This is a genomic window from Candidatus Leptovillus gracilis (assembly GCA_016716065.1).
Classification (GTDB): domain Bacteria; phylum Chloroflexota; class Anaerolineae; order Promineifilales; family Promineifilaceae; genus Leptovillus; species Leptovillus gracilis.
In genome coordinates, this window is the sequence record JADJXA010000004.1 from 390,540 (window position 1) to 415,365 (window position 24,826).

The 24,826-nt window shown below is 60.4% G+C and carries 14 protein-coding genes and 3 pseudogenes; 8 read left to right on the plus strand and 9 right to left on the minus strand.

The features are described 5' to 3' along the window. Positions 1 to 67: 67 nt before the first annotated feature. The gene (locus tag IPM39_14315) at positions 68 to 1,204 is read right to left on the minus strand and encodes a sigma 54-interacting transcriptional regulator (protein ID MBK8987231.1); all 1,137 of its coding nucleotides are present in this window, start codon (positions 1,202 to 1,204) and stop codon (positions 68 to 70) included. Beyond that, complete coding sequence (locus IPM39_14320; protein ID MBK8987232.1) at positions 1,201 to 2,100, minus strand: PAS domain-containing protein; 900 nt, start codon at positions 2,098 to 2,100, stop codon at positions 1,201 to 1,203. The genes IPM39_14315 and IPM39_14320 overlap by 4 nt, the downstream gene beginning before the upstream one ends. 185 nt (positions 2,101 to 2,285) lie before the next feature. On the opposite strand from IPM39_14320, the gene IPM39_14325 reads away from it, so the two are divergent. Then, complete coding sequence (locus IPM39_14325; GenBank protein ID MBK8987233.1) at positions 2,286 to 2,996, plus strand: hypothetical protein; 711 nt, start codon at positions 2,286 to 2,288, stop codon at positions 2,994 to 2,996. 31 nt (positions 2,997 to 3,027) lie between these two features. On the opposite strand, the gene IPM39_14330 is transcribed toward IPM39_14325, so the two are convergent. From IPM39_14330 to IPM39_14340, 3 genes are all read right to left on the minus strand, one after another. Continuing rightward, positions 3,028 to 5,289: a heavy metal translocating P-type ATPase gene (locus IPM39_14330; protein ID MBK8987234.1), complete on the minus strand. Its 2,262-nt coding sequence runs from the start codon at positions 5,287 to 5,289 to the stop codon at positions 3,028 to 3,030. A gap of 54 nt (positions 5,290 to 5,343) precedes the next feature. Beyond that, positions 5,344 to 7,575, minus strand: coding sequence for a right-handed parallel beta-helix repeat-containing protein (locus IPM39_14335; GenBank protein MBK8987235.1), 2,232 nt, complete (start codon positions 7,573 to 7,575; stop codon positions 5,344 to 5,346). Between the two features lie 91 nt (positions 7,576 to 7,666). Then, positions 7,667 to 8,044 (minus strand): cytochrome c, encoded by a 378-nt coding sequence (locus IPM39_14340; GenBank protein MBK8987236.1) that lies wholly within the window; start codon positions 8,042 to 8,044, stop codon positions 7,667 to 7,669. A 118-nt stretch (positions 8,045 to 8,162) separates the two neighbouring features. Between IPM39_14340 and IPM39_14345 the strand changes: the two genes are divergently transcribed. Further along, positions 8,163 to 8,420: a hypothetical protein gene (locus tag IPM39_14345; protein ID MBK8987237.1), complete on the plus strand. Its 258-nt coding sequence runs from the start codon at positions 8,163 to 8,165 to the stop codon at positions 8,418 to 8,420. 93 nt (positions 8,421 to 8,513) lie between these two features. Here the strand turns inward: IPM39_14345 and IPM39_14350 are convergent, their stop codons facing one another. The 4 genes and pseudogenes from IPM39_14350 to IPM39_14365 form a co-directional block, all read right to left on the minus strand. Then, positions 8,514 to 10,082, minus strand: a complete 1,569-nt coding sequence (locus IPM39_14350) for a hypothetical protein (GenBank protein MBK8987238.1) — start codon at positions 10,080 to 10,082, stop codon at positions 8,514 to 8,516. Between the two features lie 44 nt (positions 10,083 to 10,126). Further along, entirely contained in the window at positions 10,127 to 11,380 is a 1,254-nt protein-coding gene (locus IPM39_14355) for a lycopene cyclase family protein (protein MBK8987239.1), read from the minus strand. Positions 11,381 to 11,497: 117 nt separating this feature from the next. Beyond that, positions 11,498 to 15,616 carry a hypothetical protein gene (locus tag IPM39_14360; GenBank protein MBK8987240.1) on the minus strand — a complete coding sequence of 1,373 codons (4,119 nt, stop codon included), beginning with the start codon at positions 15,614 to 15,616 and terminating at the stop codon, positions 11,498 to 11,500. A gap of 348 nt (positions 15,617 to 15,964) precedes the next feature. Next, positions 15,965 to 17,166, minus strand: a pseudogene (locus IPM39_14365) (class I SAM-dependent methyltransferase). A gap of 176 nt (positions 17,167 to 17,342) precedes the next feature. Between IPM39_14365 and IPM39_14370 the strand changes: the two are divergent. The 6 genes and pseudogenes from IPM39_14370 to IPM39_14395 all read left to right on the plus strand — a co-directional run bounded on the left by IPM39_14370 (position 17,343) and on the right by IPM39_14395 (position 24,824). Then, positions 17,343 to 18,050 carry a hypothetical protein gene (locus tag IPM39_14370; GenBank protein ID MBK8987241.1) on the plus strand — a complete coding sequence of 236 codons (708 nt, stop codon included), beginning with the start codon at positions 17,343 to 17,345 and terminating at the stop codon, positions 18,048 to 18,050. Positions 18,051 to 18,362: 312 nt separating this feature from the next. Beyond that, positions 18,363 to 19,321: pseudogene (gene pdhA / locus IPM39_14375) on the plus strand (pyruvate dehydrogenase (acetyl-transferring) E1 component subunit alpha). 94 nt (positions 19,322 to 19,415) lie between these two features. Then, positions 19,416 to 20,387, plus strand: a pseudogene (locus IPM39_14380) (alpha-ketoacid dehydrogenase subunit beta). Continuing rightward, positions 20,387 to 21,646, plus strand: coding sequence for a 2-oxo acid dehydrogenase subunit E2 (locus tag IPM39_14385; protein MBK8987242.1), 1,260 nt, complete (start codon positions 20,387 to 20,389; stop codon positions 21,644 to 21,646). The pseudogene IPM39_14380 and the gene IPM39_14385 overlap by 1 nt, the downstream one beginning before the upstream one ends. Positions 21,647 to 21,870: 224 nt before the next feature. Further along, positions 21,871 to 22,581 (plus strand): response regulator transcription factor, encoded by a 711-nt coding sequence (locus IPM39_14390; GenBank protein ID MBK8987243.1) that lies wholly within the window; start codon positions 21,871 to 21,873, stop codon positions 22,579 to 22,581. A 209-nt stretch (positions 22,582 to 22,790) separates the two neighbouring features. Next, positions 22,791 to 24,824 (plus strand): response regulator, encoded by a 2,034-nt coding sequence (locus IPM39_14395; protein MBK8987244.1) that lies wholly within the window; start codon positions 22,791 to 22,793, stop codon positions 24,822 to 24,824. The last annotated feature ends 2 nt before the right edge of the window (positions 24,825 to 24,826 follow it).

Here is a 24,826-nt window from a genome sequence, read left to right on the forward strand (position 1 = left end):
GCAGCAAATTATGTTTCATTGCGAAACATGGCTGCAACAAAGATGTTTTATTATGAAACGAAGATGTTTATTTGAATTGATCGGGGGTCAGGTTGAAGCGTTTCATCTTGCGCCAGAGGGTGGTCCGGCCGATGCCCAGTTGTTGGGCCATTTCGCTCATGCGTCCCTGGTAGGCCCAGCCGGCGCGGAGGATAGCTTCGCGTTCGGCTTCGGCGGTGGTGAGCAAGGGTTCGGCCTGGGGGGAATTGGCGATGACAATACGGCCGCTGCGGATGGTTTCCGACAGGTTGGCGACGCGGATGACGTTGTCGGTACTCTGGTGGAGGGCGCGTTCAAGGATGCTTTCCAGTTCACGCACGTTGCCGGGCCAGGGATAACGACAGAGTACGGCCGTTGCCTGATCATCTATCCACGCCGCCACTCCATCCCGCTCGGAGATGCGCGCCAGGAAACGTTCGGCCAGCAAGGGGATATCGTCTATACGTTCGCGCAGCGGCGGCACAGAAATGGTGAAGACGCCGAAGCGGTAATAGAGGTGGGCCAGGAACTGCTGCTCCTGAACCAGTTTCTCCACCGGCATCGAAGTGGCGCCGATGATGCGCACGTTTACCGGAATGGGCCGGGAACTGCCCAGGCGCATGACGTGGCCTGTTTCGATGACGTGCAGCAAGGCTGCCTGCATTTCCAGCGACAGCGCTTCGATCTGGTCAAACATCAGCGTGCCGCCATCGGCTAATTCAAATTTGCTGGGACGGCCGTCTGTCCGCATGTCCTGTTCCTGGCCCAAAAATTCGCCAATCATCAGCTCGTGAGGAATGGCGCGGCAGTTGATTGCCAGAAAAGGGTGCGCGCCACGTTCGCTGTCGTTGTGGATGGCCCGCGCCAGGTGGTTTTTGCCCACACCGCCTTCGCCGCGCAGCAGCACTGGGGCCAGACCCCGCGCCGCGGTGCGCGCCTGCCGCATCACCGCGCGCATCGGCGATGATTGGGCCGGCATGTCTTCCAGAGCCAACATCGCCCTGGTGCCCACTTGCTGATGCACCAGCCGCCGCACCTGTTCGATGGGGCGCAAGATGGCAATGTAGCCGGCCCTGAGCAGCGGGTCGTAAGAGATGGGCAGCAGGCTGACCAGGCATTCTACCGTCTGATCATTGGCCGACAGCGACGCCTCCACATCTAGCAGTTGTTGGTGATTGTCAATCACTTGTGCAGTTCATCGGGAAAGTGCAGAATTTCGTTAAAAGGGCGGCCCAAAATAGAAGCGGGATTGATCTTGAGCGTCTGGGCCGCCAGGGCGTTGATGTGGTTGATCTGGCCGTTGGCGTCCCAGGTGACAACACCTTCGTGAATGACTTCCAAAATAGCTTTGACTTCTGTCAGGCGGTTGTTGGCTTCTTCCAGATACAGGTTGGCCTGGAGTTGATTGTTGATAGCCCGCGCGGCGGCCATCACCAGCGATAGGCTGTGCCGCGAAACCGATGACAGCGGTTCTAATAAGGCGATGAGGCCAATGATACGGCCGTTCACATCATGAATCGGCGCGGCGGAACTGGCAATCTGGTGAAAAAACTCGTGGTAATGCTCGGCCCCAACCACCTGGACAGGCATGGCGGTCAGCAGCGCCAGCCCCAGGGCGTTGGTTCCCATGACCCCTTCTGACCAGATGGTTCCTTTGTGCAGGCCATCGCCGTCATTGGCGCCAAAGGGGGAAACCGGCCGTCCGCGGGTTGTTACCGGGTCCTGTGTCTGGCTGAGTACCGATTGGTCGCCTTCCAGGTCCAAAATGCAGCCCGCGCCATCGGTGACGAGGACGGCGCAGTAAGACCCCTCAAGAAACTGATAGATGTCTTCCAGGAAAGGGCGGGCGAGCATGGTAAGGTCTTCATGGACTTTGAGCGTTTTAAGCAGCGCCGGTTCTTGCAGTGTAACCAGGCGGGGGGCCTGACGCGGACTAAGGCGGGGGGCGCAGCGCTGCCAGGAGCGCAGCACGATGGGGTCTAACTGCTGCCCATTGACCGGCTCTACCTGCCCGGTTTTGGTGAAGGCGTACCAAAATTGCTTGAGTACGTCACGGTGAATGGGGTAATCTGTAGGTTGCATGGCTGAGTCTAGTAAAAATTGGATGTCTTGATGGTAAAAATTTGCTGGTTGGATGATCAACAAACAAACGCAGGCTAACTCATTGGATGGTATAACAAACACGGCCGTTTTGACAATGGTTTTTTTGCCTATACAATGACGCCATGAAACATTTTCGGCGTTTGTGGTTGCTGGCGGCCACTTTGATGGCCGGTCTGGTTGGGCTGATGGCAAGCGGCGCGGTAACGGCCGTTGCCCATTCCACCGCTGCGCCCCCGCTCTTTCTTCCCCTCATCGTCAAAAGCGGCGACCCGACCATTGGCCCTGTTCGCAGCGGCATCGCCACCTATTACAACGCCACCGGCGAAGGCAACTGCCTCTTCCCTGCCTCGCCCAATAACCTGATGGTGGCGGCCATGAACGAGGTGGATTACAACAACGCCGCTTTGTGTGGGGCCTATGTGCGGGTAGACGGCCGTAAAGGCAGCGTCGTCGTGCGCATTGTAGACCGCTGTCCCGAATGTGCTCAGGGGCACGTAGACATGAGTCCACAAGCCTTTGCCCTGATAGACGACATTCCCCTGGGGCGTGTGCCTATCACCTGGCAAATCGTCAGCCCGGCATTAGACGGCCCCATCGTTTACCATTTTAAGGATGGCAGCAATCAGTGGTGGACGGCCGTGCAAATTCGCAATCACCGCAATCCCATCGCCAAAGTGGAATACCGCCTATCTAATGGTTCCTTCCAGCAGCTCCCCCGCGAAATGTGGAATTACTTCGTCGCCGACAGCGGCATGGGACCCGGCCCCTACACCTTCCGCGTCACCGACGCGCTGGGCAACGTCCTGGTAGACCACAACATCCCCCACGTCGAAAATGGCAGCGTCCCCGGCAGCAGCCAATTCCCGCCACCCTGACCACCCGTAGGGATGAGCCATCGGCTCGTCCCTACCGTTTTAATCCCGGCCAACGCAGCAGGCGCATCCCATTTGCCGTCACCAACAGCGAAACGCCCATGTCGGCCAGCACCGCCAGCCACATGGAGCCTAATCCCAGCAGCACCAGCCCAAAAAAGGCAAACTTCAGCCCCAGCGCCAGGGCCACGTTCACGCCAATCACGCGCATCGTCGCCCGACTGAGGCGGATGGCAAAGGGCAGCAGGCGCAAATCGTCGTGCATCAGCGTCACATCGGCCGTTTCCAGGGCCTGGGCGGTGTGGCCGATGGCGACGCCGACATTGGCCGCCGCCAGCGCCGGCGTGTCGTTGATGCCATCGCCGACCATGACGACATGGCCGTGCTGCTGACGTAGTTGGGACACGGCCGTTACCTTATCTTCCGGCAAACAATTGGCCCACACCTCGGCCATGCCCATGCCCACGTCGGCGGCTACCTTGTGCGCTGTCTGTTCGTTGTCGCCGGTCAGCATGACCAGGTAGTGGATGCCCAGAGCGCGCAGTTCAGCGACGGCCGTCTTGCTTGTTTCGCGCACTGTGTCGGCCACCGCGATATAGCCCAGATAATCATCATCTCGGCCGATGAGCATGGTGGTGTAGCCCTGGTTGGCGGCCGTGTCCAGCTCGGCGCAGTGGGCGGCGTGGGCGGCGTGGTCGTTAAAATAGTGGTGGCTGCCGATGGTGACGGCACGGCCGTTGACCTGCCCCGTCACCCCGCGCCCGCTGAGCGCCTGCACGTTTTCCGCCGCTTTGTACTGCTGCGCCACGCCATGCACCGCCGCCTGCGCCACCACCGCCTGAGCGATGGGATGCTCGCTGCGCTGCTCCACGGCGCTCGCCAGCGCCAACAGATCATCACAGTCGGCGCACGCTGCGCCGGCGGGCAGTTCACACACGGCCGAGCGCACGGCAACAACGGCCGGTTCACCCCGCGTCAACGTGCCCGTTTTGTCGAAGGCAACAGCCCGGACGCGGCTCAGTTCCTCCAGGTGCGCCCCACCCTTGAAGATAACGCCATGCCGCGCCGCATTACTGATGGCGCTGACGATGCTGACCGGCGTGCTGATGACCAACGCGCATGGGCAGGCGACCACCAACAGCGCCAGCGCCCGGTAAATCCAGCCCTGCGCCGGGTCGGCGGCGTCCAGCCAGGGCTGCCCAAAGGCCAGCGGTGGCACGGTGGCGACCAAAGCGGCAATCGCCACAACGATGGGCGTGTAATAGCGGGCAAACTGGTCTACAAAGCGCTGCGAGGGGGCCTGGGCTTCTTGCGCTTCGGCCACCAATTTAATGAGGCGGCTGAGGGTATTGTCTTCGGCCAGATGGGTGATGGCGATCTCCAACGTGCCCGGCCCGTTGATGCTGCCGGCAAACACGTCGTCGCCGGGCTGCTTTTCCAGCGGCAGGCTTTCGCCGGTGATGGGGGCCTGGTTGATGGCCGAGCGGCCGGCGAGGATACGGCCGTCCATCGGTACACGCTCGCCCGGCTTCACCACAATCGTCTCACCCACGCGCAATTCGGCCACGGCCACGCGCTGCTCTTCGAGGCCGCAGAAGGGGCACGGGCCGCCGGTGTAGCCATCTTGCCCCAGGTGGCCGGCGCAGTCCAGGCACTGGCGCAGCACGGTAGCTTTGTTGGGGGCCAGTTCCATCAGGCGGCGGATGGATTGGCGGGCGCGGTCGGCGGTGTAGCCTTCGATGGCCTCGGCGATGACAAACAGCACCATGACCATGCCCGCTTCGGTGTACGCGCCAATCAGCACCGCGCCGATGGCGGCGATGGACATGAGGACGTTGATGTTGATTTCGCGGTTGATACGCACGGCCGTCCACGCGCTCTTAAATATGGGCAAACCGGCGATGATGAGGGCGAGAACGGCCGTTATCTCAATCCACGCCCCGTCCACGCCCAAGCCCGGCAGCAGTTCATCAAACACCAGACCGGGCAGGATCAGCAGCGCCGCCAGCAGCGCCAGCCGTGTATCGCGCCGCGCCCACAGGTAAGGGAAGAAGGCCGTGGCGGGCTGATTGGCCGGTCGGTTGGTTAGCTGGTTGGCCGAGGCCACGTCGTAGCCAAGCTCCTGAACGCGGGCGACGATGGCGGCGCGGTCTGCGTTCCCGGTTACGCGCAGCGTTTCGGTGGTGAAGTTAAGCTGGCAGCTTTCGATGCCAGCCAGCCGGGCAACACCTTTTTCCACGCTGCGGGCGCAGTCGGCGCAGTCCATGCCGGTGATTTGGAAAGTTTGTTCGGTCATAGGACTCCTACGAGACCCGAAGGTTCTTTAAAACCCTTTGGGTCTGCCTGCACCTTAACCCATCTGCGTAACAGCCAGATTGAGGATGGTGTAATAGGCGCGATAGGCCCAAGCGGGCCAGCCGCTGCCAGGCAGCACGGGCGGAAAGGTAGATGCGCCCGGCTCGTCGAAGCGGTTGCCGCTGCCCTGCCCGTCCCAGATCACATCTGCGCCAGGGATACCCAACTCGGCCAATGCCGCAGCCGGGTAACGGCCGTTGGCGCTAAACGTATTGCCATGCACCCACACGTTCTCCGAGCGCGGCCCTACGTCTACTTCGTTCATGTTAAAGCCGCCAGAGCGCTCCAGGCCAAAGACGGCCACACCCACACTGTCGTTGCCGCTGAGCGTGTTGCCGGTTACTTCGGCGTTGTCGGTCGCCAACAGCAGGATGCCTGTGCCCACCGGGGCGATGCGGGCAAAACCGCCGGGGGCAAAATTCTCCAGGTTGTTATTCTCGACCACGTTGTCAAAAACGCGGGTGTCGGCCGAGATTTTAGAGGTCAGCTGCGGCAGTAAGACGATGAGGATGCCCAGGGTGTTGTCGTGGACGTAGTTGTTGTACACCTGGCCGTTGAGGGTGTTTTCCAGCTCGATGCCCAGAACATTGCCGTAGGCTTCGCTGTCGCGCACGATCACATTTTCGCACTGCCCGGCGTAGATGCCAGCGTCGTCTACGCCAGTGACCACGACCCGTTCGATGAGTACGTCGGTGCTTTGTACGGGGTAAACGCCATAGGTTCCCACATTTTCGGCAAAAATGTCATGGAAATGCACGCCGGTGACGCCTTCCACCAGGATGCCGTTGTCGGTGTAGTTGCGCGTGTGCAGGTGGCTGACGGTGAAGTTGTTGCCGGAGGCCAACACGCCTTCGGGCAGCAGACCTTCCCCATCCAGAATGGGGTAATCGCCAGCTTCGTTGGGTCGGCCGCGCAGGGTGAAATCGCTGATGTCTATGACGACGCGCTCGTGGTAGACGCCATAAGGGATTTCTACGGTGTCGCCAGGGCGGGCGCGGTCTACGGCCGTTTGAATGCTCTCCCCGGCCGCCACCTGAATTGTCTGCGGCGCGCGCTCGGCGATGGCTGGCTCACCGCCGCCGATGTTGTAGCTGGCGGCCACATCGCGCATGGGATTGGCGCTGGCCGGGATGACAGGCAGGCCGGAAGGCACGGCCGTTACCGGCTGCGGCAGCCCACTCTCGTCGGTTAGAGCCATCAAGAAGGCTACCAGATCGGCGCGTTCCTGCTCGTTCAGGGTGAAGCCCTGCACAAACACATCTATGTTGTCACGGCCGTGGGCGCGGCCGCCGCCCTCGGCGTAGAAATCCACCACTTCGGCCAGGGTCGCCAGCGAACCATCGTGCATGTAAGGGGCGCTGAGGGCGATATTGCGCAGCGTGGGCACTTTAAACGCGCCGTTCAAGCCATCGGCCACCACGCCGGCGCGGCCTGGGTCGTCGCTGGGTACGCCGACGACGCGGAAGGTGTCGCTGGCAAAGGTAGGGGCGTTGTGGCATTCAAAGCAGCGCGTGGCCCCGGAGCGGAAGAGAGCCAACCCGCGCCGCTGCTGCGCCGTCAGGGCGTCGAAGTCGCCGGCGGCGTAGCGGTCGAAGGGGCTGTTTTGGCTGAGCAGGCTGCGTTGGAAGGCGGCCAGGGCGCGCCCCACGTTGTCGTAGGTCAGGCCATCGGTGAAGGCGGCGGCGAAGCGCTGTTGGTATTCAGGGATGGCCGCCAGTTCAGACACCAGGGCGGCGGTGTTGCTGACACCCATTTCGTTGGCGTGGGTGAGGGGGAAGTGGGATTGGGCTTCGAGGGAGGTTTCACGGCCGTCCCAAAACAGCGCTTGCGCGTAGGCGACATTCCACAGAGTGGGGGCGCTGCGGGCTAGCGGCGTTCCATCGAGGCCGAGGGGTTGGGCACGGCCGTCGCTGAAACCCCAATCGGGGTTGTGGCAGGTGGCGCAGGCCATTTCGTTATTCTCGGAGAGCGCGGGGTCGAAGAAGAGCAGTTGGCCCAGGGCCACTTTTTCCGGCGTAGAGGGATTGTCGGCCGGTTCATTGCTGGCGGGGAAGGCGCGCTGTAGGCCAGAGTAGGAGGGCAGCACGCTTTTAGAACCAGCGCCATGATTGGCGCGCACGTCGGGATCGGTGGCGATAGGCACGGCGGCGGCGGCGACAATGGCAATGAGCAGTAAGGCGGCGATGACCGCCAGGATGATACCGAACCACTTGGCTGCTTTTTTCATGTTTCCTCCTACGGGAAAGGGTTTATGACAGAGACAAAGAGACAAAGAGACAAGGAGACCAAGAGACCAAGAGACAAAGGGAATTCGTGTTTTATTCCATTGTCAGCAGGTAGGCGACGAGGGCGTCCAGGTCTTCGCCGGTGATGGTTTTGCCGAAGGTGGTGGGCATCAGCTGGGCGTAGCCGGGCACAGTGTAAGCGCTGGGATTGAGAACGGCCGTGTAGATATAGGTGCGAGCGTCCTGGCCGTCTACGCGGTCGGCGGCGTGAGTGGCGATGCCGTGCAGGGAAGGGCCGACAATAGTCAGGTCGGGTTGGAGGCTGTGGCAGGCGCCGCAGTGGGTCTGAAATACTTTCTGGCCTTGGGCCAGTTGGGGGGGAAGGGTAGGCGTGGCTGATGGAGGGTCGGCGGTGGCGCAGCCAACCAGACAAAAAAACAGGATGATGGGAATGATCGCTCTTGTTAGCAAATAGATTTTTACCAGTTGATGAGATGGGCGAAATTGTAAAGGAAACGGCCGTTTCCGGCAAGATGCCCCCTTTGATGATACAGTAGCCGACGTCTGGTGTTGCCGATGTGGAGGTTGTATGGCAGACGATGAAAAGAATGAGGCACGGCCGTTAGCCACCAACATGCGCCGTTACCGCAAGGAAAGCGACAAACGGCTGCTGGCGCTGGTAATTTTTATGCTGGTGGTGGTTGGCGGCGGGCTGATTGGGCTGATTTTTGGCTGGGAGGCGATGGCAGCGGCCGTGCCCTGCCTGCTGGCTGGCGCGTTCCTCATCCTGGTTCCCTGGGGGCTGCTGACCCTGGCCGAACGATGGCGCAGTCGGATGGAACTATAGTGCCTTATGAACCAACTCCTTGCACAGTGAGCAAGAATATTTGATAACTCTTTTTGGTTCTGGCTTGTCCGGGTTAGGGTCGGATGGGTGGCCTTAGGGCAGCCAGGTAAGACTGTGCGCCCAGCGGCCAACGGCCGTACTCAACTCCCACAACGCGCCATTGGCCGGGGACAACGCGCCATTGGCCGGGGACAACGCGCCATTGGCCGGGGCGTAATAGAGCCACCCCTCGTGGGCGATGGCCGCCCCGGCCCCATCGGGCGCCCAGGCGATTTCCGGCGCGAACAGGGCCGCCGGCACGGCGTTGATGCGCTCGGCCGGTTCGTTAAAAGCGATGCGCCGGAACAAGCCGGCGCCTGGCGCGCCATTCTCAGCCAACAAACCGTAACCAAAACGGCCGTCGGCCCAATGAACCGGCGCTGTCGGATGAATAACATCGGTAGACAAAACCACCGATTCGTCACGCTGCACCTGTCCGGCGTCCACATTTACCCGCCACGTCTCGCCCAGGGCCGGTCCATTGGCCGTCTCCGCCCGAACCATAAACAGCCGGTCATCCTGCATCCAGGTCACTTCGGCGTATAACGGATCGGCGTATTGCAAGGTGTGGGGAATGAGCATGAGTTGTTTGCTGGGCACGTCGAAGATGGCCTGCTGCCCCCCTTCGATGCCGGCGCCCAACCAGAGCAGCAGCCAACGGCCGTTTTTGGCCCAGGAAATGGGTCCAAAAAAGCGACCAAACTGTGAACCATCGTCGCCAGCCGCCAGGAGTTCCGGCCGACTGGCCGACACATTGTAAAGCAGCAGCCCGCGCTCATCGCCAAACACAAAAAAATTGTTGTCCTGATGCCAGACGGGCGACTGGCACAGGCCATCACAGGTGTCCACCTGCCTGGGGGGCGCGGCCGCCTCAGTGTCCATCACATAAAGCTGGCCGTAGACGCGCGCATCGGTCACGGCCTGGGTGGCGCCGTCCCCCAGACTGAGCGCGCCAAACGCGGCGCGACGGCCGTCTGGCGACAGGGTAAATGTGGGCGTGGACAGGTCGTTGACGGCCGTAGCCAGCACCCGTCGACTGCCCGTCTCCAAATCCAGGTAGATCAACTCGTAGGTATACAGGGTTGTGGTGATGGCTGCTGCCGTGTTGGCGATGTTAGCGCTGTGCGTCAGCCGGGCGACAAGGGCGCGACGGCCGTCCTGACTAAGGTCATAACTGGTCACATCCCCCACAATCAGCGGCTGCCCCGCCGCTCGTTTCTGGCCGTCGGCGGTTTCATCGCCGCCAGGCAGCAGCGTGACCACCTGGCGCGCACCGGCTTGCCAGCGCTTTAAGGCCCCGTCGGCGATGAACAACAAGTCGTGGGTGGTGGCAGGCAAACTATCCACCGCCACCGGCTGCGATTGGCTGTCGGCCGGTTGGCTGGCCGAGGTAGCGGTAGGGGCCAGGGTGGGCGTTTCAAAGGGGGTGGGTGAGGAAGCGGCGGCGGCCGTTTCCACTGCCGGGTTGTTGGTAACGGCCGTTGGCTGCCCTTCGCTGATGATGGCCGGGGGCAGATTAACTGACGTCGGTGGCGGCGACAGTGTGACCGACGTTTCCTGGCGGCCACAGGCCGATAAGAAGAGCAGCGCGATGCCTGCCAGAAGAAAATATCCACGAGTCATAGTCAACAATCCCTCATATTCTTGGCGGCGATGGCCCCTGCCTCTCACGCCGGTTGGCCGCGCAGCGCGTGCCACAACAATCCCCCGGCGCTGCCCACGCCAGACAACAGCGAACGTCGCACAGGGTTCGACGTTTGCACAAACAGGCCCAGCATCGCCTGCAAAACCTCATTGGTATTGAGCGAATTAGACAAATAACCGGCCCATTGTGGTTGAGGCATGTCAAAAAACGCGGCAAAAAAGTGCTGGATTTGTTTGTCGTTGAAACGCAGCAGGGTAGCCAGACCATAGAGATAGATGTTGTGTCGGCGAATGCGGTCCACCGGCCACAAGGCGTGCCAGGCGGCTTGCGCCACGTCGCCTGGCGTGCTGCGCGGTGCGTCTAAGGCTGTGGCAATCACCTGGGCCAACTCCGGGGCATAACGCATGGCCGCGCCCACCTGATAGCCGGAGGCCGGGTGTACCAGGCTGGCCGCGCCGCCATAACCCATCACCGGTTGGTTCAGGTAGGGCATGGGCAAATTCATGGGGAACAGGCAGTGTTCCACATGCTGCACCTCGGTTACAGCGATGCCCCGATGGGCCAATCGCTGCTCCAGGCGGCGCTGCAACACATCGTAGGCCACGGCCGGATAACTAGCCAGTGAGGTTTCTTCAACGAAATAAAGGTCATCGCCCAAATCCATGGCGTATAAGAAGGTGGGCGGCGCTTCTTTTTCTGTGGGCGACAGGTGGTTGGAACGAAAGTCCATCAGCACCATTTGTTGGCGGCGGACGGGGGGGCGGGAAAAGCGGCCGACGATGCCATAGGCGGCCTGCATCGCTACGTCTGGTTTGTACGGCCGTTGCACAAACACCGGGTGATGGCCGCTGGCGTCAATCACCAGGCGGGCGTTCACGGCACGGCCGTCGGCCAGCGTCACCTGTGAATGGGTGGGTGTATGGCTCAACTCTGCCGCCCGTCCACGAAACCAGTGCATCCCGGCCTGCTGGCTGCGGTTCAGGAAGTGGGCCTGCACGGTGTTGTTGTTCAGCAAGCCATAGATGCGGTGGAGGGGGATTTCACGGCCGTTGGCATACACCGTGCAATCCTGCCATTGGTGGCTCAGCCAATCGGGCGACAGGCCCGGCGCGTCCAGTTCATCGCGCCAGATACCAAAGGTGTTGATCCAGGGAGTGGCCGGGTCGTCGGGCGTCAGACCGCCCACCGTCAGGCCCAGGTCGCCTAGCGCGGCGGCCAACGCCACCCCACCCGGTCCTGCGCCAATAATCAAAGCATCAAATGGTTTAGAAGGCATCTTGTTTTACCAACCAGATCTCTAGTGCCCGTATTCCGTATTCGGTATTCCGTATGGCGGCATCTCTGGCAAAGGCCATCGGAAAACCGCATACGGACTTCGGTTTACGGCTGCAAGTTAATTTTCAACCGTCAGGCAGACCTCGCCGCGCAGGTATTGTTCGCATTCGCGGGTGGTCATGGGGCGGGTGATGCGTTCCAGGGCGCGTTCAAGCAGGGCGTCTATTGGATTGAGGGCGTTGATTTGCGCCGTGCCATCGGCGCTGGCGGTAGCCAGGCGCGCGCCATCTGGGCTGAAGACAACGCTGTTCACCGGAGCCGTATGGCCCAGCAAGGTTCGCAGCACCTGGCCGGTCTGGGTGTTCCATAATTTGGCCGTGCGATCGGCGCTGGTGGTAGCCAGACGCGCCCCGCCGGGGCTGAAGGCCACGCTGAGGACCGGCCCGGTATGTCCAGACAATGTGCGCAGCAGATCGCCGCTGCCCAGGTCCCAAATTTTGGCTGCGCCATCGCCACCGGCCGTCGCCAGCCGACGGCCGTCGCCGCTGAAAGCAATGCCGTTAATCGGGCCATTGTGGCCAGACAACGTGAGGATTGGTTCGCCGGTCGCGGCATCCCAGATAACTACCTGGCCGCTTACGTCGGCCAGGGCTATCTGTGTCTGATCCGGGCTGTAGATGGCGGTGGTAACGGCCGTGTCGTGGCTAAAGGTCTGCAACAAGTCACCGGTGGCCGCATTCCACACCCGTACCCGGCCATCTTCGCTGGCGGTCAGCAGGCGCGCACCGCTGGCGTCGAAGACCACCCAGGATACAAGCCCTTCGTGGGGCAGCACCGGCAGGCGCAGTGTTCCATTCTCCAAATCCCACAGGCGGGCATAATAATCGGAACTGCCGGTAGCCAACAGCTTGCCATCCGGGCTAAAGGCGACGCTTTCGACGGCGGCGTTGTGGTTGCCCAGGGCGTACAACACTTCGCCGCTGGTCGCGTCCCATACTCTGGCGGTGCGGTCGTCGCTGGCAGTGGCTACCAGACGGCCGTCGGCGCTATACACCACGGCGTTCACCGGCCGGCGGTGGCGCGACAGCACCATCACGTCCAGACCGGCTTCAGAATTCCAGATGCGCGCCGTGCTGTCCTGGCTGGCGGTGGCGACCTGGCTGCTGTCTGGGCTGAAAGCCACCGCCGAGACGGCGCCGTTGTGGCCGGACAGGGTGTAAAGTGTCTGGCCGGTGGCGGCGTCCCACACTTTGGCTGTGCCGTCGCCGCTGGCGGTAGCCATCAGACGGCCGTCGGCGCTGTAGGCGACGTCGAACACCAGGCTGGCGTGGCCGATCAGGTTAAACAGCAGCCCTTCGTTGGCAAAATCCCAAACGCGGGAGACGCCATCATTGTAGCCGGTGATGACGTGGGTTCCGTCTGGACTAAAGGCCACGGCGTTGGCAGGGGCGGGGTCTTCTGGGTAGGGATTGGCTGAGTAGACAGGGGAGCCGTTTTCCATGTTCCAGATGATGGTACGGCCGTCATCGCCGGCCGAAGCCAGATACGTACCGCTGGCGTTAAAGACGGCCGCTTGCACGGGCGCGTCGTGGCCGCGCAGGTTATAGATGGCGCGCCGCGCCTGGGTATCCCAGACGCGCACATTGGCGTTGGCGTTGGCTGCCGCCAGCCGCACGTTGTCCGGGGCAAAAGCGACGCTGTTCACGGCGCCGTCGTTGCCATTGATCACCGCCGCTCGTTCGCCTGTGTCCAGGTTACGCACGACGATAAAGCCGTCATCGCCGCCAGAGGCCAGCAGTCGGCTGTTCGGGCTGAATGCCAACCCGTTGACCACGCGGCTGTGGTCGCTGAAGGTGCGCAGTTCGCGGCCGCTTTGGGCGTCCCATAGTTTGACGGTGTTGTCGTAGCTGGCTGTAGCCAGGTAACGGCCGTCTGGACTAAAAGCGACGTCGCTTAACCAGTCGGTGTGGCCGGACAGGGTAAGCTGCAACTGGGAGGCTTGCAGGGCGCGGTAGAGGGCGTCTTCGGCTTCGGCGGCGGCTGTGCCGTCTATGGGCAGGGTGCGGTTGACCGCTTCGATGGCTAACAACAGGCCCAATTGCGGGTCGCTGGTGAGTTGGTCTATGGCGGCGGCGGCCAGTTCGCGGGCAGTAGCCAGGCGGGTCTGAGCTTCGGCTTCGCGGGCGTTGGCTTCGGCCTGGGCGGCGCTGGCCTCGGCCAGGGCGGCGCTGGCAACGGCCGTCGCGCGGGCCAGTTCGGCTTCGGCGGCGCTTTGTTCGGCCACGTCGCGCTGCTCGCGGGCGTTGGCTTCGGCGGTGGCGCGCAGGCTGGCGTCTTCCTGGGCGGCGAATTGGGCAGATACGGCCGTAGCCGCACTGGATTCGGCTTCCCGGCGTAGGGTCTCGGCGATGGTGGCGTTATCCCGCGCGGTGGCCGCATTTTGCGCGGCGACCGCGCCGTTACGCGCCGCCCAAAACGCCGACACCAGAGCGACCACAAAGATCAACGCCAGGGCGATGGAGACGCGCGCCAGCCGCCGGGCAGCCCGATCGCTTTCGCTGGCGCGCTGCCGTTCAGCTTCGGCCAGGGCGCGCGCCTGCTCCAATTCACGCATCTGGCGGGTTTCGCGTTCTAGCTGTTCTTTGTGGGCGGCCGTTTCACTGGCTTCCACAAACATTGCTTCCAGGGGGGTTAAGTCAGGATATTGCAGCGCTTCTTCTAACAAAACGCCACGCAGCAAAACGCTGGACGGCCGTCCGAGTGTGTGCCATTGTTCGGCGGTGGTCGCCAGCCGCAGCCGTTGGCGCTGGGCTACACGCGATTCTTCAATCCAACCCACCAGTCGCGGCCAGATGCGCACCAGCGATTCATGCGCCAGACTCAGTTGATCATCGTCGGCGCTGGTTCCGGTAATGCGGCGGACCAGGTGCGCGCCGAGCAGTTGGTCAATCACCCCCTCGATTTGCACCTGGGGTTTGTCTATTTTGGGGTAGAGCGCGGCCAGCAAAACGCGGTCGCTGGTGATGTGCTGCTCAACGGTGGGGCGCACAATGCCCAGAACGACCTGGCGGGCAATGGCTCGGTTTTCCGATGAGAGGGCGTCGTAAAAGGCGTCGGCGCTTTTCGCCAGGGCTTGCTGGCCGCCGCCAAGCCGCCGGTAGGCGTCCCAGGTGACGCGGTTGTGGTCGCGGGTTTCCCACAGCTTCAGCAGGGTGAATTGCAGCAGGGGCAGGGCGGCTGGTTTGCCCAGCACTTCGCCGACCAGTTCTTCGACCAGGTTTTCCTCGAATTTCAGGCCGACGAGTTCGGCCGGTTTTTCGATGACTTCGCGCAGTTCGTTGGCCTTCATGGCCGTCACGCGCACCTGGGCTTTTTCGTATTCACTTTGCAGGGCCGGGATTTGCACCAGGTTGCTTTCCAGGTCGGCGCGCATGGTGATGACGACGGTGTGCCGCGCTTTGGGCATTTGAATGAGGTTGAGCAGGGTGATGATGAAGGCGCGGCGTTTTTGTTCGTCCTGGCAGATGGTGAAAATTTCCTCGAACTGGTCTATGACCAGCACCGCCGGTTCGGGATCGCTCTGGTCAATGAGGTTGACCAGGTAAGTGGAGTTTTGCGCGCATTTTTCGCCGACATCGGCCATCCATTCCAGGATGTTTGCGCCTTCGGGTTTGAGGACGCGGATGAGACTGGCCTGAGGGTCGGCGCCGGGCACAATGGGGGGATAGTAGCGCCAGCTGCGGCTGCCGTGCAGCGCGCCATTTTGCAGTTGGGTCAACAGCCCGGCCTGGGCGACAGAGGATTTGCCACTGCCGGAAGGGCCGATGATAGCCAGGAAACGGCCGTACTTTAGCTTTTCCACCATCTCTTTGATGAGGGTGGTGCGGCCGAAAAAGAAAGATTGTTGCAGCGTGCCAAAGGTCTGCAAGCCCAGGTAAGGGCATAGGGAATCATCCAATTCCGGGGCCAGACCGGGGTCGTATTCCATTAAGTTGGTTTCTGGGGCCTGCCGCCGGGCGTGGTATAGTTCGTTGGCCCAATAATCAATGAGATTTTGCGCCTGCCAGCGGTCGCTGCGCGTATCTAAAAAGGCGCCAGTAGCGATTCCCTGGGCTACAAATTGGGCCACTTCGTCTAAGAACAGCTCCGATTGGCTGTCTTTGCCGCGCCGTTCTAGCAGACGGCGATGGGTGATACGCAAGGCGGTCAACGAGGGAAAAGCCTCGATTTGCTCCATTACAACGGTTCTCCTGACTACTTGCACAGTCTAAACTCCAGACGCGAAGCGCTTTGCAAGGTGGGTCGCGCGTGGGGATCATACGGCAATCGCGGCCAATCATCAACTAACCGGGTTATCTGGCGGCGCTTTTGGCGCTGACCTTTAGCGCTTGTTAAGGATTACTCTGGTTCTAGCGTTTCTATAAAAACTTATTACAAAGCACAAAGAAACAAAGGCACAAAGAATCTCTTTGTTTTTTGTGCCTTTGTTTCTTTGTAATAAATTCTCCAGTTCTAACGAGCGGCTTTGGACGATAAGGGCAGATTGTGCCCAAAAGTGACGCAAACGCTACCTCAGAGCGTTTGGCTATTCGACCAGCGCAAACAGGCATTTCAGGTAGGCGGCTTCAGGGAAGCGGATGGGGTGGTCAGGGCGTGGCCGGTGCGGGCGATTTCGCGCAACGGCCGTCCTACATCCCGCGCCGTCTCATGGATTAGCTTAAAAAAATCATCGGCGGCTACCCGGCTGGAGCAGGAAGCCATGACCAACAGACCGCCGGGGCGCAGCAGGGCCAGTCCCAGGCGCGCCAGCCGGCCGTAGGCGTTTTGCGCCCGCGCCATTTCGCTTTGCTTTTTGGCGAAGGATGGTGGGTCTATGATCACCAGGTCGAAGGTACGGCCGTTGGCCCGCAACTGTTCCATCTCCCCAAACGCATCCCCGGCCAGCAGATCATGGTGGCAGGCGGCTACCGCCGGATTGTGCCGGTTCAGGGCAAAATTGTCGGCGGCGGCGTGCAGCGCCGGCTGGCTGATGTCCAGGCTGACCACGCGCCGCGCCCCACCGCGCGCCGCGTAAAGTGAAAAACCGCCGCTGTAGGCAAAGACGTTCAACACATCCTTGCCCGCCGCCAGCCCCTCCACCCGCGCCCGGTTGTCGCGTTGGTCGAGGAAAAAGCCGGTTTTCTGCCCCTGGGTCACGTCGGCGGCAAAAGAGAGGCCATTTTCGCGGAAGAGCACCGGCGCGGTGGGCGGTGGTCCGGCCAAAACCGCGCCATCCACCAGCCCAACTTTGGCCAGGGGCGCCGCGATGGCCCGGCTGAGGCGCAGGACGATGGTTTCAGGGTGGCAGACGGCCGTCAACCCGGCCAAGACATCGGCCAGGTGGGGCAGCCAGGCGGCCGTGTACAGTTTCAGCACGTAAACGGCGGCGTAGCGGTCTATCACCAGGCCGGGGAAGCCGTCGTTTTCGCCGTGGACCAGGCGGCAGCCGGTGGTTTGGGCGGTGGACAACGGGGCGCGCAGGGCGACCGCCAGGCGAAGCTGCTGTGTCCACCAATCGGCGTCAATGGCGGCCTGTTTGCCCTGGTGAAGAATGCGCACCCGCAGCGGCGAATCGGGGTCGAACAGGCCGACAGCCAGAAAGCGGTTGTTGTGGTCGAAGAGAACGGCCAGGTCCCCGGAACGGCCGTCCTGGTTTTGGCGGGTAATGGATTCGGCAAACAGCCAGGGGTGGCCGCCGCGGACAGCCCGCTCGGCTGCCGGGCTGACGCGCAAAGCCAGCCGCTTCATCGGCGGTTGGTTGAACTGGGCAAGATGGATAGACGACTCAGCAGCCAAGAGGAACCTCTCTGACAAAATGAACAATCGGCCTGTGGCTCATTTTAGCGTAAAATGGCGAACGGTTTTAGAAGATGTTGGTTGGCTGGTTCGCTAACCAACCAACCAACTAACCAACGAATAATCCTATGCAAGTGACTATAACCATTCCGGCAACATCCGCCAATCTTGGCCCAGGCTTTGATTGTTTAGGCCTGGCGCTGACGCTTTACCAGACAGTTACCTTCTCTACCCGCCTCGAACCGGGGGTGGTGATTACCGCCAGCGGCGAAGATGCCCACAAAATCCCGACGGATGAGAGCAACCTGGTGCGGCAGTCGGCCCAATTGCTGTTTGACCGGTTTGGGAAACGGCCGTTTGGCCTGCACATTCACCAGGACAATCAAATTCCCATCGGCAGCGGGTTGGGCAGCAGTTCGTCGGCGGTGTTGGCCGGTTTGTTGGGGGGCAATGCCCTGCTGGGCAGCCCGCTCAGCCGCGCCCAGATTTTGCAGCAGGCCACCGACCTGGAAGGCCACCCGGACAATGTGGCGCCGGCGATGCACGGCGGCCTGATTTTGGGTTGCGTGGCGATGCAGGACCGGCTGCACCAGCCATACCGCATCCCGCTTATCCCCGGTCTGGCGGCGGCGTTCGACGCGGCTTATGCGGCCGGCGCGGCCGGTGTGGCCCTCAGCGGCGCCGGCCCCAGCCTGATAGCCTTTGCCCCGGATGGACATGAGGCGATTGGCGCGGCGATAACGGCCGTGTTCGCCCAACACGCCCTCGCCAGCCGCACCTGGATTTTGGCGGTGGATACCCAGGGCAGCCGGGTCTGCATAGCTGCGTCCGCTTGAAAACTTAATGAAATTGTAGGCTAGTCTGTCGTTTCAGGCGGATTGCGGTATAATCTTGGCGTTTAAAGGCATCTTTATCATGAAATTAAGAAAAAGGGGTGTGATGGGCTGGATACGGCCGTTACGCCCCTTGCGTTCGTAAGCTGTTGGCTTTAGGCTGTTGACCGACCACAATCCGCGCTCTTTTACTTCACATTCGCCCTTTAACGATCAGAATCCGCAACCATTCCCACGCCAGCGTGTTGCCATTAAGTGGCACAAGCGGAGTTTCCCCCGTGTTTATGCGTGAAATTATCTTCAGGAGACATGTTAATGGAAAAAGCAACCCTGTTAGAATGGTACCGGCAAATGGTACTCATTCGTCGTTTTGAGCAACGCTGCTCTGATCTGTACAGCCTGGGCAAGATTGGCGGCTTTTTGCACCTGTACATCGGGCAAGAAGCTGTTGCCGTTGGGACCATCGCCGCCCGTCAGGAAGGCGACCATGTGATTACCGCCTACCGCGATCACGCCCACGCGCTGGCGGTGGGCAGCGAGACGGGGCCGGTAATGGCTGAACTGCTGGGCAAGGCCACCGGCGTCAGCAAAGGAAAAGGTGGCTCCATGCACTTGGCCGATGTGCCGCGCCGCTATTGGGGCGGTTACGCCGTGGTCGGTGGGCATGTGCCGCTGGCGACTGGTTTGGCCCTGGCCGAGCAGTACAAAGGCACGGACAATGCCGTCCTTTGTTATTTTGGAGATGGATCCACCAATATTGGCTATTTTCATGAATCCTTAAACCTGGCCGGCGTGTGGGATTTGCCGGTGGTGTTTGTGGCTGAGAATAATCAGTATGGCATGGGAACGGCCGTAGACCGCGCCTCGGCCGTCACCCGCATGATTGACAAAGCGCCGGCTTATGGCATGGTAGGCAAGCAGGTGGATGGCATGAACGTCATCGAAGTCTACGAAGCCACGGCCGCCGCCCTGCAAGCCATCCGCGAAGGCAAGGGACCGCAGTTCCTGGAAATGCTCACCTACCGCTTCGAGGGCACAGCATGGGCGATCCGCTGCGCTACCGCACCAAAGTCGAGGTGGAAAAATGGCGCGAAGACGACCCCATCGGCATCCTGGAGCGCCACGTCCTCGCCGAAAACATCGCCACCCGTGAGGAACTGGAAGACCTGGACAAAGGCGTTGAGCAAGAAATGGAAGACGCCGTGCGCTTCGCTGAAGAATCCCCCTTCCCGGCTTACGAAGAGTTGTTCACCAATATTTATGTAGACAATTAGTAACCAGTGTTCAGTGGACGTTATGTCTAGTGTATACCCACTGAACACCGAACACTGAACACCGAACACTAACTTCATTCCTTGGAGACAAACAATGGCCTTTATAACCATGCGACAAGCAATTAGCGATGCGCTGCGCGAAGAAATGAAGCGCGACGATACGGTCTTTATTATGGGGGAAGAAGTGGGCGTGTGGGGCGGCACTTACGCCGTCACACGCGGTTTTTACGATGAATTTGGCCCTCGCCGGGTAAAAGACAACCCCGATTTCCGAAATGGTTATCGGCGGCGCGGCCACCGGGGCGGCGATGAATGGCCTGCGGCCGGTGGCTGAATTTATGACCATCAATTTTGCTTTTCTGGCCCTGGATGCGATGGTTAATCATGCCGCCAAGGTCCACTACATGTTTGGCGGGCAGATGAAAGCGCCGGTGGTGTTCCGCGCGCCGGGCGGCGGCGGGCGGCAGTTGGGCGCGACCCACAGCCACACGCCGGACGTGATTTTTGCTCATTTCCCCGGCCTGAAGGTGGTCTCCCCGGCCACGCCATATGACGCCAAAGGGCTGCTGAAAGCCGCCATCCGCTCTGACGACCCGGTGCTGTTCATTGAACATGCCACGCTCTATCAACAGCGCGGCGAAGTGCCGGATGGGGATTACGAGGTCCCCATGGGTGTGTCGGACGTGAAGCGCGAGGGTACGGATGTGACCCTGGTGGGTTATGCTCAGGGCTTGCAGGTGGCGCTGGAAGCAGCAACAAAATTGGGCCTTGAAGGGGTGAGCGTGGAGGTGGTGGATTTGCGGTCGTTACGGCCGTTAGACATGGGTCCCGTCGTCACATCCTTCAAAAAACCTATAAAGCGGTCATTGTCGAAGAAGGCTACCGCTCGTATGGCATTGGTGCGGAAGTGGCCGCCCGGCTGCAAGAAGAAGCGTTCGATTACATGGACGCGCCCATCAAACGGGTGGCCCAGTTTGAAGTGCCCCTGCCCTATTCGCGTGATTTAGAACAGGCTGCGTTGATCAATGCAGATCGGGTCATTGCGGCCGTAAAGGAGATTCTCTAATGGCTGAGTTTATCGTCATGCCCAAACTTGGCTTCGATATGCGCGAAGCTGTGCTGGTGAGCTGGTTAAAAGAGGTCGGCGAGCCGGTGACCAAAGGCGAAGTAGTGGCCGAGATTGAATCGGACAAGGCGACGCTGGAGTTGGAATCGTTGGTGTCCGGCACGCTGTTAAAACAGTTGGAGAAAGAAGGCTCGGTTGTGCCTGTAGGCGCAAACCTGGCGATTGTTGGCGAAGCCGGGGAAGATATTTCGTCGCTGGCGTCGGGCAATGGCGAGAGCCAGGCGCCGGCCGAGGAAGCGGCCCCAAAAGCTGACGCGGCGGCGGAACAGACGCCTGCTCCGGCCGCCGCGCCTGCACTGGAAACGGCCGTATCCACTGAATTTCCCGGTGGCTTGAAGGCCACCCCCGTCGCCCGCCGTCTGGCCGAAAAGCGCAGTGTGGATTTGCGCCGCGTGAACGGGTCGGGACCAGACGGCCGTATTCGCAAAAGCGATGTCGAAGCCTATCTGGCTGCGCCCCCCGCGCCCACAGCCACGCCTACCCAGGTAATGGGCGCGGCCGCGCCCGCCGGCCCGGAAACCACCGAAATCCCGGCCAGCCGCCTGCGCCAGGCCATCGCCCGGCGCATGACCGAAAGCAAAACCAGCGTGCCCCACTTTTACGTCACCAACGAGATAGACATGGAGCCGGTGTTGGCCTTGCGGCAGCAAATCAACGACCTGCTGGCCGACGAGCAAAAAATCAGCGTCAACGACATGATTGTCAAGGCGGCGGCTCTGGCTTTGCAGGAGTTTCCCAACCTGAATGCGGCTTTTGCCGGGGACAAGATTATTCGCCACAACCGGATTCACGTGGGAACGGCCGTAGCCGTAGAAGGCGGTCTGCTCACCGTTGTTCAAAGAGACACCAACCTGACCCCACTGGCCCAGGTTGCCGCCGATAACCGGGCAATGATCGGCCGTGCCCGCGTTGGTAAAGTCAAGCCCGAAGACGTAGAAGGCAGCACCTTCACCATCAGCAACCTGGGTGGATTCGACGTAGACCATTTCATCGCCATTATCAACCCACCCGACGCTGCCATTCTGGCCGTTGGCTCCGCCCGGCAGGTTCCGGTGGTGGTAGATGGGCAGTTGGCTGTCGGCACGCGCATGAAGGCCACTATCTCCGCCGACCACCGCGTCACCGACGGCGCGGAAGCGGCCCGCTTCATGCAAGCCTTCAAGTCCATCCTCGAACATCCGCTGCGCCTGCTGCTTTAAGCAGACAAAAGATGAAAGATTGGAGATAACCCAACTTCTCCAATCTTTCGTCTTCCCGCTGTAATCTTCAATCCCTCGTCTCCGACAGTACAGTTCCACCGTAAAATCTGCTATACTAAATCCGGCGTGTTCACATAAAACATTTTCGCTGCCCGGTCTAATCTTTTGGATGTTCACCCCCTCCAATGGTTAACCGATAAGCCTGACTCTGTGGAGGAAGTTTAATGGCCACAATCCTGGTAATAGATGATGATGAATTGGTTTCCCGAACCTTACAACGCGCCCTGAAATTGTATGGTCATCAGGTGATGGTGGCTAACAGCGGGGCCGAAGGGCTGCAAACGGCGCGCCGTCATCGGCCCGATTTATTCATTTTGGATATTATGATGCCTGGCGCGGATGGCTATCAGGTGTGCCGCCAGATTCGCGGCGATCCATTGTTGAGCGATCTGCCCGTCTTGTTCCTGACAGCTAAAGTTAAAGATGAGGACAAGATTGAAGGCTTCCGCGCGGGCGGCGACGATTATCTGAGCAAGCCGTTTAACATGGAGGAGCTGCAACTGCGGGTGAAGGCGATTTTGCGCCGGACCAGCCCCATCACCCTGGACCCGGAACCGCCGAATGAGGTGGTGGTGGGCAATGTGACGTTGGATTGTCGCAGTTTTAAGGTGGTGACGCCGTCCGGTGTGGCCCTATTGACCAACGTGCAGTTCGATTTGTTGTATCACCTGATGAGCAATGCCGACCAGGTTTTTAACAGCCAACAGCTGCTGCAAGATGTGTGGGATTACCCCCGCGACACCGGCAGCCCGGAGTTGGTGCGCGCCCATATTAAAAACCTGCGGGAAAAGATTGAACCTGCGCCCAGCGACCCCATCTATATTCGCACAATTCAGGGGCATGGATATACGTTCTCCTCGGCGGCAACTGGTTAGGCGCTAACAGAGCGACTATGGACAATTAAATTGTCATTCCTTCGGCGTTGCTCAGGACAAGTCTGAGCGGAGTCTGCGGAGTGAAGAATCCCCTTCTGTCTGCCGCAAGGGGATTCTTCCTTGAAGACTCGTCAGAATGACACCGTCTTTTGCCAGCGTTGTCTGGCAAGAGACGTAGAAACTGTCAGGGTTTCTGGGGTTCACTTATCATGGCAAACAATGCTCAATCCCCGACGCCAACGCGCATTCTGGTTGTGGATGACGAACCGGAAATTGCCGAATCCCTGGCCGACTTTTTGGTTCGCAAAGAGGGGTTCGTCGTTTCGTTGTCCAGCACCGGGGAAGAGGCGATAGAGTTTCTAAAATCAACGATTGGCGAAAACCACGAAGTTGATCTGGTGCTGTTGGATATGCGGATGCCGGGGATGTCTGGGCTGGAGGTGTTGGCCTGGATTCGGCGGCATCCGGTGCTGCAATATACGCGGGTGGTGCTGCTAACGGCCGCTGCCGGCAGCAATGATAAAGTAGAAGCGCTCTCGGCCGGGGCCGACGATTACATCACCAAGCCCTATTATCCGCAAGAGCTGTTGGCGCGGGTGAAGACTATTTTGCGCACGCAGCAGTTAGAGAAGCAGCTTCAGCGCCAGAGCCAGCAGTTGGCGGCGTTGAACCAGATGGGCCAACGGTTGGCGACGACGCTGGAGACGCAAGAAGTGTTGGCAACGGCCGTTGCTGGGGCTATCGAAATTTTAGGCGTCGAGTCGGCGGCCGCCTTTATGTTGGAAGGGGGGCGGCTGCGCAGCAAGGCGCTGCGCACGGCCGATGGCCTGGTAGCCACCGACCATGACCTGGATGTGGACCAGGGGTTTGTGGGCCATGTTTTTGCCCGGCAAGCGCCAGCTTTGCTGAATAACCCAGAGAGCGACGGCCGTTTCCAAGCCACCACCGACGCCCCGCCCGGCATTGCGCCACACACCCTGATGGCCGCGCCGCTGCTGGTGCGCGGCCGGCCGGTAGGCATTTTAACCTGCTACAACAAGGTGAACGGCCGTTTCCAGGAAGTAGACTTAGAGCTGTTTTCCTCCCTGGCTATCTCCATCAGCGGCTCCATCGAAAATGCCTGGCTGTTCCAACGTATCCGGCTGCGGCAGCAAGAGCTGCTGGAGAACCGCAACACCCTTCAAGCCCTCATTGATGGCATCCCCCATCCCATTTACACCATCAACGACAATTGGACGCTCATCTCCATCAACAAAAACAAGGCCAACCAACATTTAGAAACAGACGCCGAACTGATAGGACGGCCGTGTTACCGCGCCTTTTTCCACCGGGATACCCCCTGCGAACACTGCCAGGTTGCCCTGACGTTGGCCCAAAGACAGGCGCAAGGCTGGTCTGTAAGCTGGCAGGGCGAAGACCATCTACCCCGCGATTGGGATGTTAACGCCTACCCCATCCCCAGCAGCCAGGCCGCTTCCGTCCGCGCCGTCATCCTCTGGCAAGACCGCACCGAGGAGCGCCGCATGGAAAGCACGCTGCTGCAAGCCGGTAAACTGGCGGCGATTGGGCAGCTTGCGGCCGGCGTGGCCCATGAGATCAACAACCCCCTCACTGTCATCAACGCCAACGCCGAAATGCTTAAAATGTTCATTCCGCCCGAAGATGAAAACTACGAAGCGGTAGACCTGATCGCCCGCGCTGGGGACCGGGCCACCAAAGTGGTGCGCGGTTTATTGGACTTCGCCCGGCAGGAACAGTATAAATTTACCAGCAGCGATATAAACCGCTCCATCCGCCAGACATTAGACTTGATCAGCTATCAATTTCAAACGGCCGACATCGCCATCATAGACAAAACATCGTCCGATTTGCCGCCCATCACCGCCAGTTGGGAACATTTGAAAAGCGTCTGGCTGAATTTGTTGGTCAATGCGCGGGATGCTGTACAAACCGCGCCGACCAATCGGCAAATCGAAATTACCACGCGCCTATCGCCGGAAAACGACTATATTCAAGTGTTGATCCGTGACAATGGTCACGGAATGTCGGCGGCCGAAGCGCAGCATATTTTTGAACCGTTTTACACTACAAAGGAGCCGGGCAAAGGAACTGGTTTGGGTTTAGCCACAAGTCATCGTATCATAGACCAACACGGCGGTGACATTCATGTGGTCAGCGCCCCAAACGAAGGAACGACATTTATCGTCCGTTTGCCTGTGACGCCACAGGGTAACGGCCGTTAACA

Bases quoted from the DNA above. Each gene is read 5' to 3' on its own strand.
- IPM39_14355 (MBK8987239.1), bottom strand. From the start codon at position 11,380: ATGCCTTCTAAACCATTTGATGCTTTGATTATTGGCGCAGGACCGGGT.
- IPM39_14330 (MBK8987234.1), bottom strand. From the start codon at position 5,289: ATGACCGAACAAACTTTCCAAATCACCGGCATGGACTGCGCCGACTGC.
- IPM39_14345 (MBK8987237.1), top strand. From the start codon at position 8,163: ATGGCAGACGATGAAAAGAATGAGGCACGGCCGTTAGCCACCAACATG.
- IPM39_14320 (MBK8987232.1), bottom strand. From the start codon at position 2,100: ATGCAACCTACAGATTACCCCATTCACCGTGACGTACTCAAGCAATTT.
- IPM39_14370 (MBK8987241.1), top strand. From the start codon at position 17,343: ATGCAAGTGACTATAACCATTCCGGCAACATCCGCCAATCTTGGCCCA.
- IPM39_14390 (MBK8987243.1), top strand. From the start codon at position 21,871: ATGGCCACAATCCTGGTAATAGATGATGATGAATTGGTTTCCCGAACC.
- IPM39_14335 (MBK8987235.1), bottom strand. From the start codon at position 7,575: ATGAAAAAAGCAGCCAAGTGGTTCGGTATCATCCTGGCGGTCATCGCC.
- IPM39_14395 (MBK8987244.1), top strand. From the start codon at position 22,791: ATGGCAAACAATGCTCAATCCCCGACGCCAACGCGCATTCTGGTTGTG.
- IPM39_14325 (MBK8987233.1), top strand. From the start codon at position 2,286: ATGGCCGGTCTGGTTGGGCTGATGGCAAGCGGCGCGGTAACGGCCGTT.
- IPM39_14360 (MBK8987240.1), bottom strand. From the start codon at position 15,616: ATGGAGCAAATCGAGGCTTTTCCCTCGTTGACCGCCTTGCGTATCACC.
- IPM39_14350 (MBK8987238.1), bottom strand. From the start codon at position 10,082: ATGACTCGTGGATATTTTCTTCTGGCAGGCATCGCGCTGCTCTTCTTA.
- IPM39_14385 (MBK8987242.1), top strand. From the start codon at position 20,387: ATGGCTGAGTTTATCGTCATGCCCAAACTTGGCTTCGATATGCGCGAA.